This is a genomic window from Streptococcus mitis subsp. hohhotensis, assembly GCF_000722775.1.
Classification (GTDB): domain Bacteria; phylum Bacillota; class Bacilli; order Lactobacillales; family Streptococcaceae; genus Streptococcus; species Streptococcus carlssonii.
Genome location: NZ_JPFZ01000009.1, coordinates 687585 through 700521 on the forward strand (window position 1 = coordinate 687585; position 12937 = coordinate 700521).

Here is a 12937-nt window from a genome sequence, read left to right on the forward strand (position 1 = left end):
TCCATGTGCTATTCCTATTTTAGCATACTTGTAACATTTTCACGAAGAAAAGGACGGACCGAAGTCACATCCTTTCATTTTCTTTCTTTAATTGATAAGCGAGATAGACAATCAGCAGAAACAAAATAATACTGGACACGATGGAACCCTCAATACCAAAAGACCCACCAGATAGCCAGTCTTGATTGCCTTGTGGAGTAAATTTCATGATTGAGGTTCCTGAAGACTGACCACTAACTAATACTCCAAAGAGGTTTCCCTGTGCGAAATTCCAAGCTCCATGAATACCACCTATACCCCATATAGTATCTGTTTTAAGAAGATATAAGGACATGGCAACTCCGAATAAAAAGAGATTCACTAGAGATAGAGGTGTGAGACCCGAATTACCCATATGAAGCAGGGTAAAGAACAGGCTAGATATAAGAACAGCAAGTTTTAGATTGGTTCTTGAGGCCAATTGGGGAAGGAGCCAAGCACGGGACACCACTTCTTCTGTTGTCCCCTGTAAAATCCAAAATGGGATAGTAAAGACAACAAAGATAAGAGAATAAGGATTTAAGTGAATAGACTCAAAACGATATTGCCCCAAGGCCACCAAACCTAACAAGGTCAGAAGAAAAAGTGCCAAACCTAGGCCAAATCCTTTCAGAAGACTGCTGAGGAAATTCTCTCTATAAAATCCCAAGGTTCGAATAGGTCTTTTCTCAACTTTTCTAGTCCATCTGAACACAGTGTTGAGTATAAAACCAAAGGCCAGTAAATCTAAAATTAAATGAAAGTCACTTGTTTTATCCATCAAGCTCTGCTGCAAGGTCTGCAAGTAGGTTGCAAGATTTTGACCAGCCTCTCCAAAATTTCTAGCAAGTCCGATGAGAGCTAACAAACTAATACCATACAGAGTATAAGCCACAAACTCTCCTATGAAGACAAAAGCAAAGGCTAACAAGGGGCTTGTGTAAATGTTTAAACTCATTTTTGAAGCTTGGAAGTCTTTAAATATTCTTTTGTTCTTCATATCCCTGTCCTCTTTTCTTCTATATATACTATTATTATAGCACTTTATAGTAGCAATTCAAGAAAGAAAAGGAAAAAACAATGTTATATTTTCTGACACAGAAATATAAAAATTTGCCTTTTTTTACTTTTTCTGATATAATGGGAAAATATTCGGAAAAGGAGACTAAAAATGAAGAAAAAATTTCTAGCATTTTTGCTAATTTTATTCCCAATTTTCTCATTAGGTATTGCGAAAGCTGAAACGATTAAGATTGTTTCTGATACCGCCTACGCACCTTTTGAGTTTAAAGATTCAGATCAAACTTATAAAGGAATTGATGTTGACATTATTAATAAAGTCGCAGAGATTAAAGGATGGAATATTCAGATGTCCTATCCTGGATTTGATGCAGCGGTAAATGCAGTTCAAGCTGGTCAAGCTGACGCTATCATGGCAGGGATGACAAAGACTAAAGAACGTGAAAAAGTCTTCACCATGTCTGATACTTACTATGATACAAAAGTTGTCATTGCAACTACAAAGGCACACAAGATTAATAAATATGACCAATTAACTGGCAAAACCGTTGGTGTTAAAAACGGAACTGCTGCTCAACGTTTTCTTGAAACAATCAAAGATAAATACAGCTTTACTATTAAAACATTTGACACTAGTGATTTGATGAACAACAGCTTGAGTGCTGGTGCCATCGATGCCATGATGGATGACAAACCTGTTATCGAGTATGCCATTAACCAAGGTCAAGACCTCCATATTGAAATGGACGGTGAAGCTGTAGGTAGCTTTGCTTTCGGTGTTAAAAAAGGTAGCAAATACGAGCACCTGGTTACTGAATTTAACCAAGCCTTGGCTGAAATGAAAAAAGATGGTAGTCTTGATAAAATCATCAAGAAATGGACTGCTTCATCATCTTCAGCAGTTCCAACTACAACTACTCTAGCAGGATTAAAAGCCATTCCTGTTAAAGCTAAATATATCATTGCTAGCGATTCTTCTTTTGCACCTTTTGTTTTCCAAAACTCAAGTAACCAATTTACTGGTATTGATATGGAATTGATTAAGGCAATTGCTAAAGACCAAGGTTTTGAAATTGAAATCATCAACCCTGGTTTCGATGCCGCTATCAGTGCTGTTCAAGCTGGACAAGCTGATGGTATCATTGCTGGTATGTCTGTCACTGATGCTCGTAAGGCAACTTTTGACTTCTCAGAATCATACTACACTGCCAATACTATCCTTGGTGTCAAAGAATCAAGTACCATTGCTTCTTATGAAGATTTGAAAGGGAAGACAGTTGGTGTTAAAAACGGAACTGCTTCTCAAACCTTCCTAACAGAAAATCAAAGCAAATACGGCTACAAAATCAAAACCTTCGCTGATGGTTCTTCAATGTATGACAGTTTAAACACTGGTGCCATTGATGCCGTTATGGATGATGAACCTGTTCTCAAATATTCTATTAGTCAAGGACAAAAATTGAAAACTCCAATCGCTGGAACTCCAATCGGTGAAACAGCCTTTGCCGTTAAAAAAGGAGCAAATCCAGAATTGATTGAAATGTTCAACAACGGACTTGCAAACCTTAAAGCAAACGGAGAATTCCAAAAGATTCTTGATAAATACCTAGCTAGTGAGTCTTCAACCGCTTCAACAAGCACTGTTGATGAGACAACTATCTGGGGCTTGCTTCAAAACAACTACAAACAACTCCTTAGTGGTCTTGGTATCACTCTTGCTCTAGCTCTTATCTCATTTGCTATTGCCATTGTTATCGGGATTATCTTCGGTATGTTTAGCGTTAGCCCCTACAAATCTCTTCGTGTAATCTCTGAAATTTTCGTTGACGTTATCCGTGGTATTCCTTTGATGATTCTTGCAGCCTTCATCTTCTGGGGAATTCCAAACTTCATCGAGTCTATCACAGGCCAACAAAGCCCAATAAACGACTTTGTAGCTGGTACCATTGCCCTATCTCTCAATGCAGCGGCTTATATCGCTGAAATCGTTCGTGGTGGTATTCAGGCCGTTCCGGTTGGTCAAATGGAAGCCAGCCGAAGCTTGGGGATCTCTTATGGAAAAACCATGCGTAAGATTATCTTGCCACAAGCAACTAAATTGATGTTGCCAAACTTTGTTAACCAATTCGTTATCGCTCTTAAAGATACAACCATCGTATCTGCTATCGGTTTGGTTGAACTCTTCCAAACTGGTAAGATTATCATTGCCCGTAACTACCAAAGTTTCAAGATGTATGCAATTCTTGCTATCTTCTATCTTGTAATTATCACACTTTTGACTAGACTAGCGAAACGCTTAGAAAAGAGGATTCGTTAATGGCAAAATTAAAAATTGATGTAAATGATTTACACAAAAACTACGGAAAAAATGAAGTCCTAAAAGGAATTACGACTAAGTTCTATGAAGGAGATGTTGTTTGTATCATCGGTCCTTCAGGTTCTGGTAAGTCAACCTTCCTCCGTAGCCTCAATCTTCTAGAAGAAGTTACGAGCGGTCACATCACTGTGAACGGTTATGACTTAACTGAAAAAACAACCAATGTTGACCACGTCCGTGAAAATATCGGAATGGTTTTCCAACACTTCAACCTTTTCCCACACATGTCTGTATTGGACAACATTACCTTTGCCCCTATTGAGCACAAGTTGATGACTAAGGAAGAAGCTGAGAAATTGGGAATGGAGTTGCTTGAAAAGGTTGGACTAGCAGATAAAGCTAATGCCAACCCAGATAGCCTATCAGGTGGTCAAAAACAACGTGTGGCCATCGCTCGTGGACTTGCAATGAATCCAGACATCATGCTCTTTGATGAACCAACTTCTGCCCTTGACCCTGAGATGGTCGGGGACGTACTAAACGTTATGAAAGAATTGGCTGAGCAAGGTATGACCATGATTATCGTAACCCATGAGATGGGATTTGCCCGTCAGGTTGCCAACCGCGTTATCTTTACTGCAGATGGTGAATTCCTTGAAGACGGAACACCAGATCAAATCTTTGACAACCCACAACACCCACGTCTGAAAGAGTTCTTGGACAAGGTCTTAAACGTCTAAACTCAAACTGTAAGGATTTCCTTGCAGTTTTTTTCTATCTCGTATTGGATTTTTTGATTTTTCGGAAAATTATGTTAGAATTAAGTTTATGAAATGAGGTTTCCTCATACCTAGCAAGACTAGGAATAAAAATAGAAATTAGGTAGCTAGATGTCATCTAAGGTTATTGTTACAATTTTCGGTGCGAGTGGAGACCTGGCTAAACGCAAGCTCTACCCTTCCCTTTTTAGACTATATAAATCCGGCAATCTTTCCAAGCACTTTGCCGTTATTGGAACTGCCCGTCGTCCTTGGAGCAAGGAATATTTTGAATCTGTAGTAGTCGAATCAATCCTTGATTTGGCAGATAGTACCGAACAGGCTCAAGAGTTCGCTAGCCACTTCTACTATCAAAGTCATGATGTCAATGATACAGAACACTACATTGCTTTGCGTCAATTGCAGGCTGAACTAAATGACAAGTACCAAGCTGAACACAACAAGCTCTTCTTCTTGTCTATGGCACCTCAGTTCTTTGGAACTATCGCAAAACACCTCAAGTCTGAAAACATTGTGGATGGTAAAGGTTTTGAACGTTTAATCGTTGAGAAGCCATTTGGTACAGATTACGCAACTGCAAGCAAGTTGAATGACGAACTCCTAGCAACATTTGACGAAGAGCAAATTTTCCGTATTGACCATTATCTTGGTAAGGAAATGATCCAAAGTATCTTTGCAGTTCGCTTTGCCAACCTGATTTTTGAAAACGTTTGGAACAAGGATTTTATCGACAATGTTCAAATTACCTTTGCAGAGCGCTTGGGTGTAGAAGAACGTGGTGGCTACTATGACCAATCTGGTGCCCTCCGCGACATGGTACAGAACCATACTTTGCAACTTCTTTCTCTCCTTGCTATGGACAAGCCAGCAAGCTTCACAAAAGACGAGATTCGTGCTGAGAAGATTAAGGTCTTTAAAAACCTCTATCATCCAACAGATGAAGAGCTTAAAGAACACTTTATCCGTGGTCAATACCGTTCAGGTAAGATTGATGGCATGAAATATATCTCTTATCGTAGCGAGCCAAATGTGAATCCAGAATCAACAACTGAAACCTTTGCATCTGGTGCCTTCTTTGTAGACAGCGATCGCTTCCGTGGCGTTCCTTTCTTCTTCCGTACTGGTAAACGTCTGACTGAAAAAGGAACTCATGTCAACATCGTCTTTAAACAAATGGACTCTATCTTTGGAGAACCACTTGCTCCCAATATTTTGACCATCTATATCCAACCAACAGAAGGCTTCTCTCTTAGCCTAAATGGGAAACAAGTAGGAGAAGAATTTAACTTGGCTCCTAACTCACTGGATTACCGTACAGATGCGACCGCAACTGGTGCTTCTCCAGAACCATACGAGAAATTGATTTATGATGTCCTAAATAATAACTCAACTAACTTTAGCCACTGGGATGAAGTTGGTGCGTCATGGAAATTGATTGACCGTATCGAAGAACTCTGGGCTGAAAATGGTGCCCCACTTCATGACTATAAAGCTGGAAGCATGGGACCTCAAGCTAGCTTTGATCTACTTGAAAAATTCGGTGCCAAATGGACTTGGCAACCAGATATCGCCTATCGTCAAGATGGTCGTTTAGAATAAAAAAATTTCCTGCAAGTTTGTTCCTTGCAGGATTTTTACTTCTAATTAGATTAAGCCTTCCAAGAGACCCTTCATAAAGTTTTCTGAGTTAAACTCTCCAATATCATCGATTTTTTCACCAAATCCAATCAATTTTACAGGAATATTGAGTTCTTCACGGATAGCTAGAACAACACCACCTCGAGCAGTTCCATCAATCTTAGTCAAGACAATTCCTGTCAAAGGGGTAATTTTTGAAAATTCTTTGGCCTGTACCAGGGCATTTTGACCTGTTGATGCATCAAGAGCCAAGAAAGTTTCATGTGGTGCTTCTGGTACAACACGTTTGATGATACGACCAATCTTTTCCAACTCAGCCATGAGGTTATCCTTATTTTGCAGACGACCAGCAGTATCAATCATAAGAATATCGATACCTTCAGCTACGGCACGTTCCATGCCATCAAAGACTACGCTGGCTGGGTCAGCTTTTTCAGGTCCAGTCACAACTGGAACATCCACACGGCGTCCCCATTCTGCTAATTGGGCAACGGCACCAGCACGGAAGGTATCTGCCGCAACTAGCATAACTTTTTTACCTGCTTGTTTGTAGCGGTGGGCTAGTTTCCCGATAGAAGTTGTTTTCCCGACACCATTAACACCGACAAAGAGCATGACTGTCAAGCCATCTTGGAAGTGGATACTTTCATCATAGTTGCCATCCTTTTCATAAAGCTCAACCAATTTCTCAATGATAACACGGCGAAGTGCGTCAGGTTTCTTGGCGTTTTCAAGCTTGGCTTCGTAGCGTAACTCCTCTGTTAAGTTAGAAGCGACTTGGACACCAACGTCACTCATAATCAGTAATTCTTCCAGTTCCTCGAAGAATTCTTCATCGACAGAGCGGAAATTAGCAAAGAAGGCATTCAAGCGAGCTCCGAAGCCTGTACGAGTTTTCTTAAGACTACGGTCATATTTTTCCTGAACAGTTTCTTCTACCTGAGGCCTTTCTGCTTCAAGAACTTCAGAACTATTTTCTTCTACAGTCTCTAAGAGCTCAGTATTCTCTTCCTCTGAAACTTCTTGTGAGTTTGGAAATTCTTCGACTTCTTCTTGAGAAACTTCTACAACTGGCTCTGAATCCAGACTTTCTTCAACTGTGCCTTGGATTTCCTCTTCTTGGAGCAGAGCTTCTTCAGAACTTTCAACCTCTGCATCTTCTTGAGGAACTTCCTCAGCTTCTGTAAGGGTAGTCTCAATATCTTCAGACAAATCAAGATTTTCCAGAGCTTCTTTTACAACTTCTTCGATTTTAGGTTCTTCTTTTTTTCCGAATAGACGGTCAAATAATCCCATATCTTAGTTCTCCTTTAGCACATATTCTTCGATAGCCCAGGCAACAGCTTCTTCATCATTGGTCATTGGCGTCACTACATTTGCGACTGCCTTGACTTCAGGAACAGCATTTTGCATGGCGACACCGAGCCCTGCCCACTCAATCATAGAAAGGTCATTAGCCTCATCACCACAGGCCATGACTTGGCTTTGCTCTATTCCCAGATGACTGATTAGTTTAGCCAATCCTGTTGCTTTATGAACATTCTTTGGTGACCACTCTAGCAACATTTCACGTGATTTAAAGATTTCATATTGGTCAAACAATTCTGGAGAAATCTTTTGAATGGCTGCATCCAAGGGTTCTTGAGGAAAGGCAGTCACGCACTTATTGTAAGTCATTTGACTAGACAAGTCTGCAAAGTCCACTGGAACAAAGGTCAATGCTGGATTAAATTTGGCATAAAGACTTTCTTGGTCCGATTGGATTTGATAAACAGTTCCTTCTGAAATGGCATCAAGAGGCAGTGATAATTTCTCTGTTTCTTCATACAAGCGTGCTACATCATCATATGAAAAGACTGTCTTATCAAGGATTTCACCTGTATTTTTCTGAACCAAACCACCATTAAAAGTAATCGTATACTCATCTTCATGGCCGTCAGTCCCTAGCTCATGGAGAAAGAAAGCCATAGCTTTTAAGGGACGACCAGTTGTCAATACGACCTTGATACCACGATCACGCGCAGCTTTCAAGGTTGCCTTGGTACGATCCGTCAGCCTTTTATCAGTAGTCAGCAAGGTCCCATCCAAGTCCAATGCAATCAATTTTATATCTGCCATTATAAGCCCTCCATATAAGCTATAACCGACTGGTCCTTATGGTGACCAATCACTGTCTCTGCTAATTCTAAAATTTCAGGTCGTGCATTTTCAGGAGCTACAGGATGTCCCACAACCTGCATCATATGTAAGTCATTAAGATTGTCTCCAAAAGCCATAACCTGATCCATTGTGATGCCAAGTTTTTTAGCCAATTCAACAATGGCCACTCCCTTATCGACATAGTCCAGAACAATATCAATAGATTCAAAGCCAGTTGTCATGGCCTTAACACCAGGAACATGTTCATTGACCCAAGCTTCTCCAGCTTCTAGCGTTTCTTCTGTGAAGTTGGTTGTAAATTTGAAAATGTCATCTGTGATAGCTTCCAAATTCGCTACTTTTTGAATATTTTCATTATAGTGCTGACTCACTTTTAAATAGGTCTCATCAACCGTATCTAGAACATAAGCTCCCTTTTTTCCCGTCAAGAGCAGTTTATTGATATCTACATAAGGTGACGTTTTCAGCCTTTCAAAAGTTGATAGATAAAAGTCACGAGACATAGTCGCTTCATACAAGTCCTGACCTTGATACTCTACCAAACTACCATTTTCCGCAATGAAAATAATATCATCACGAACATCAGCAAATAATTTTTCTAAGGATAGAAATCCCCGACCCGAAGCCACCGCAAAGTAAATCCCTTTTTCCTTATAGGAAGCCAAGAGAGACTTGAGGCGATCCATATCAAAGCGTCCATTCTCATCTAGGAAGGTTCCGTCCATATCCGTTGCTACTAGTTTAATTGTCATCCTTCAATACTTTCTAAATCTTTTAACTTAACCGAAACAATTTTTGAGACACCTGATTCTTGCATGGTCACTCCATAGATGGAATCAGCCGCTGCCATAGTTCCCTTACGGTGGGTTACGACGATAAACTGGCTGTCCTTGTCAAATCGATTGAGGTAATCCCCAAAACGTTTTACATTGGCTTCATCCAGCGCAGCTTCCACCTCATCCAAGATGACAAATGGAATGGTCTTGACACGAATAATGGAGAAGAGCAAGGCAAGAGCCGATAGAGCTTTTTCACCACCACTCATCAGATTAAGAGACTGGATTTTCTTACCTGGAGGTTGAACAGAAATCTCCACACCAGCTGTTAAAAGGTCACCCTCAGTCAATATCAAGTCCGCTTGACCTCCACCAAACATCTGCTTGAAGGTCACTTTAAAGGACTCACGGATAGCTTCAAAGGTTGATTTAAAGCGTTCCTTGACCTCATCATTCATCTCTGTAATGGTCTCAAGGAGCAAGTTTTTTGCTGACAAAATGTCATCTCGCTGACTATTTAGGAAATCCAAACGATTGTGGACTTCTTCGTACTGGTCAATAGCTTCCAAATTGACAGGACCCAGTGAGCGAATAGCCTTCTCTAAATCCTGCACCTCTTGCTCTGCCAGATTAAGGTTTTCCAACTCATGTGCTTTTTCTAGAGCCTCAGTATAGCTAATCTGATACTGGTCTGTCAATTGACTTTGTAGATGGCGCAAGCGCTCGCTGACCTTTTCTTTCTTAGCTTCAGCACGTGTTTGCTTGCGAATCCACTCTTCATTCTGCTGACGTGCCTGGTCCAAATGACTGGAAATATCATCCAGTTGACCTTCAATATCATCCAATTCAAACTGCTTGCGAATCAAACCTTGTTGGAGATTTATTTTCTGAGTTTTGGCTTCTTCGGCCTGCTGACTGAGCAAATCCGTATCAACTTTCTCAAGATTGTCAACCTTTTCTTGAAGAAGGCGCTGGATTTCCTCTTGTTCAAGATCGAGATTATCTAGTTCCTTACCTAGGCGTTCAATATCAGCCACTTCATAACGTTTTTGCCCTTGCAGTTCTGTCTTAAGCAGGCGAGCTTGCGCTAGCTCTTCCTGCAAGTTTTGATAGCGTTCTTGGATGGCATTTTTGTTGGACTTAATTTCTTCAATCTCAGCTTCCAGATTTTGCTTGTCACTGGCAATGGTAGCAAGGCGCTCTTGGCATTTTTCCTTATCTGCTTGCCAATCTCCTTCAGTAAGGCGATTTAATTCCTCTTCTTGAAGTTTCCAAAGCGTTTCTAACTCTTCCACTTGCTGACTGGTCTGCTGATAAGCAAGAGACAGGCCTTGCTCCTGAATACGAGCCTGCTCTCCTTGAGATTTAATAGCTTCTAATGATTCGGTCAATCTAGCCATCTCATCTTGTAAGGTCTTCAAAGATGCTTCTTCTGAACGAAGACTTGCTTCTTCTTCAGCAATTTCTTTTTGTAATTGTTCCAGTTCTGGCTTGATAAAAATGCTGTTATTCTGGCGATTGGCACCACCCGCATAAGAACCACCTGTACGCAATTCTGTCCCATCCAAAGTCACTATACGAACTTGATAACGAACCTGGCGAGCTGCTGCACGAGCATGTTCTACGGTATCAAAGATAGCCGTCGTAGCTAGCAAGTTCTTGAAAATGGCTTCCAGTCTAGTATCGAAAGTAACTAACTCGTCTGCCATGCCCAAAAATCCCGGACTTGCAGCAATAGCATCTTGGTTCTGACTAGAAATCGTACGCGCCTTAATAGTTGTCAAAGGGAGGAAGGTCGCACGACCGGCTCTGTTTCGTTTAAGGAAATCAATGGCCTTGGTTGCCGCATGTTCATCTTCTACGATGATATGCTGACTGCTGGCTCCAAGCGCAATCTCTAGGGCAGTTTGATAATGCACATCAAAGGTCAGGTGCTCACTGACTGCACCAATAATCCCACCAAGTTGGTCTTTTTCTTGGAGAACACTCTTAACACCTGCATAAAAGTTACTATGATTTCTCAGGATATTTTCTAAACTTTGAGCTCTGGCCTGCTTGTTTTTAAGACTGTCCAGACGGTCAAATAGTTGACTTTGTTGAGCTTGATAGGAAGCTTTCTGCTCCTCTTGCTCCTTGGCAATAGCTTGATAGTCGGCCAATAATTTCTGAACTTGCTCCTTGGCAGTTTCAAGCTCTTCTTTTTGCTGACTAGCCTTCTCTTTAGCTGTAGCCAGTTGTTCTTTCAGCTTTTGTAGTTGATCTGCTTGTTTTTGAGAAAGCTGACGACTATTTTCCAACTCATTTTCGATGCGGGTCAATTGGTTTGAGACATCCGCTTCTTCTTGTAAAAAGGCTACAAAGCGTTCACGCAAGAGCTCAATCATCTGATCAGGATCATCTGAAAAAGCCAGCAATTCAGCTTCTAAACGATTGAGTTTTTGATTATTTTGGACTAGATTTTCCTCTAACAGAGCTAAAGAGCTTTCTTTATCAGATTTTTCTTGGCTGAGTAAATTTCTCTTATCTTCCAAAGCAGCCAAACGGGCTTGTGCTTCCTGTTGATTCAGGGCTACTTGCTCAGATTCTAATTTCGATAGGGCTAATTTTCTCTCTAAATCACTAATTAGACTGGTCAAATCCATCAAACTGCCCTGGTCTTTGGCCATCTCAGCCTGTAAATCTTGGCGTTGCTTCTTGAGATTCTGATTTTCCTCTTCTAATTGTTCACGCTTTTGGTAATAGCTCATCAAGAGTTCCTGAACCTGTGCCAATTCTTCTTCTGTCGACTCTAGTTCAGCCTTATTTTCCTTGATTTGAGCAACTAAAACATCCAAGTAAATAGCCTTACGTTGACCTTCCAAGTCTAGAAACTTACGAGCATTTTCAGCTTGCTTCTCAAGAGGCTTGATTTGATTATCCAACTCGTAGATAATGTCCTCTAAGCGGTCTAGATTGTCCTGAGTTTGCTGCAGTTTACTCTCAGTTTCTTTTCGACGAGTCTTGTATTTCAAAACTCCAGCAGCCTCTTCAAAAATAGCTCGGCGTTCCTCAGGCTTGGAATTAAAAATCTCCTCAACCTTCCCTTGGGAAATGATGGAGAAGGAATCTCGTCCCAAACCTGTATCCAAGAAAAGATCATGAATATCACGCAGACGGACTTTCTTACCATCAATCTTGTATTCGCTATCTCCACTACGATAGATATGGCGTTCTACTCTGATTTCTTGTCCGGCATCTTTGATAAAACCGTCATGATTATCCAGAGTCACAATTACAGAAGCATAATTGAGGGGTTTACGACTTTCCGTCCCAGCAAAGATAACATCTGGCATCTTGCCCCCACGGAGACTCTTGACACTAGACTCCCCCAAAGCCCAGCGCAGACTTTCTGTAATATTCGACTTTCCAGATCCATTGGGTCCAACAACTGCCGTCACACCTTGGTCAAAGACGACCTTAGTCTTATCAGCAAAAGACTTGAATCCCTGAATTTCTATTTCCTTTAAATACATGAATCCAGCCCTTTCTCAACGGCATTTTTGGCAGCTTCCTGCTCTGCTAGTTTCTTAGAACGACCTTGACCTTGACCAATGCTCTTACCTTCGACAAGAACTTCTACATCAAATACCTTATCGTGGGCAGGACCCGTTTCAGAAATCACCTGATAACGAATAGCCACATCACCATTGACCTGAAGTAACTCTTGGAGATGGGTTTTGTAGTCTGTAATCATCTCAAATTCGCCTGCTTCAACCTTAGGAATCATGACTTGATAGATAAATGCCTTAACCTTGGCCACATCCTTGTCCAAAAGAAGGGCACCAAGAAAGGCTTCAAAGGCATCACCAAGGATGGTATCACGATTGCGACCACCAGATTTTTCTTCCCCCTTACCCAGCTTGATAAACTGATCAAACTGGCAATCACGCGCAAAACCAGCCAAACTTTCCTCGCGGACAATCATGGCACGGAGTTTAGACAAGTCTCCCTCAGGCTTTTTAGGATATTTTTTATACAGATATTCTGAAATCAATAACTGTAGAACAGCGTCTCCTAAAAATTCCAAGCGCTCATTGTGTGAAATTTTTAAGAGGCGGTGCTCATTGGCATAACTCGTATGAGTAAAGGCAGTCTCCAGTAAGTTTTTGTCTGCAAATTCGATTGCAAAATGGTTCTTTAGTACAGTTTGTAATTCTTTCATACCAACCTCTTTCTAACTGATAGCAGTC

At 41.0% G+C, this 12937-nt stretch carries 9 protein-coding genes; 3 read left to right on the forward strand and 6 right to left on the reverse strand.

Features of this window, described 5'->3' with window-relative positions; translation table 11 throughout:
* Positions 1–64: 64 nt before the first annotated feature.
* Positions 65–1018 (reverse strand): CPBP family intramembrane glutamic endopeptidase, encoded by a 954-nt coding sequence (locus SK608_RS05970; RefSeq protein ID WP_033677322.1) that lies wholly within the window; start codon positions 1016–1018, stop codon positions 65–67.
* 171 nt (positions 1019–1189) lie between these two features.
* Here SK608_RS05970 and SK608_RS05975 point away from each other — a divergent pair, with 171 nt between their 5' ends.
* The 3 genes from SK608_RS05975 to zwf all read left to right on the forward strand — a co-directional run bounded on the left by SK608_RS05975 (position 1190) and on the right by zwf (position 5733).
* The gene (locus SK608_RS05975) at positions 1190–3355 is read left to right on the forward strand and encodes an ABC transporter substrate-binding protein/permease (protein WP_033677323.1); all 2166 of its coding nucleotides are present in this window, start codon (positions 1190–1192) and stop codon (positions 3353–3355) included.
* Entirely contained in the window at positions 3355–4095 is a 741-nt protein-coding gene (locus SK608_RS05980) for an amino acid ABC transporter ATP-binding protein (protein WP_001096321.1), read from the forward strand. Before SK608_RS05975 ends, SK608_RS05980 begins: the two co-directional genes overlap by 1 nt.
* A gap of 150 nt (positions 4096–4245) precedes the next feature.
* Positions 4246–5733: a glucose-6-phosphate dehydrogenase gene (gene zwf, locus SK608_RS05985; RefSeq protein ID WP_000096150.1), complete on the forward strand. Its 1488-nt coding sequence runs from the start codon at positions 4246–4248 to the stop codon at positions 5731–5733.
* A gap of 45 nt (positions 5734–5778) precedes the next feature.
* Here zwf and ftsY read toward each other — a convergent pair whose 3' ends face one another.
* From ftsY to rnc, 5 genes are read right to left on the reverse strand one after another with little or no spacing between them, the layout of a single operon-like run.
* Positions 5779–7068: a signal recognition particle-docking protein FtsY gene (gene ftsY / locus SK608_RS05990; RefSeq protein WP_033677325.1), complete on the reverse strand. Its 1290-nt coding sequence runs from the start codon at positions 7066–7068 to the stop codon at positions 5779–5781.
* A gap of 3 nt (positions 7069–7071) precedes the next feature.
* Positions 7072–7890, reverse strand: coding sequence for a Cof-type HAD-IIB family hydrolase (locus SK608_RS05995; protein ID WP_033677327.1), 819 nt, complete (start codon positions 7888–7890; stop codon positions 7072–7074).
* The gene (locus SK608_RS06000) at positions 7890–8684 is read right to left on the reverse strand and encodes a Cof-type HAD-IIB family hydrolase (RefSeq protein WP_033677329.1); all 795 of its coding nucleotides are present in this window, start codon (positions 8682–8684) and stop codon (positions 7890–7892) included. Before SK608_RS06000 ends, SK608_RS05995 begins: the two co-directional genes overlap by 1 nt.
* Positions 8681–12220 (reverse strand): chromosome segregation protein SMC, encoded by a 3540-nt coding sequence (gene smc, locus SK608_RS06005; RefSeq protein WP_033677331.1) that lies wholly within the window; start codon positions 12218–12220, stop codon positions 8681–8683. Before smc ends, SK608_RS06000 begins: the two co-directional genes overlap by 4 nt.
* The gene (gene rnc / locus SK608_RS06010) at positions 12211–12909 is read right to left on the reverse strand and encodes a ribonuclease III (protein ID WP_033677334.1); all 699 of its coding nucleotides are present in this window, start codon (positions 12907–12909) and stop codon (positions 12211–12213) included. The genes smc and rnc overlap by 10 nt, the downstream gene beginning before the upstream one ends.
* Between the last annotated feature and the right edge of the window lie 28 nt (positions 12910–12937).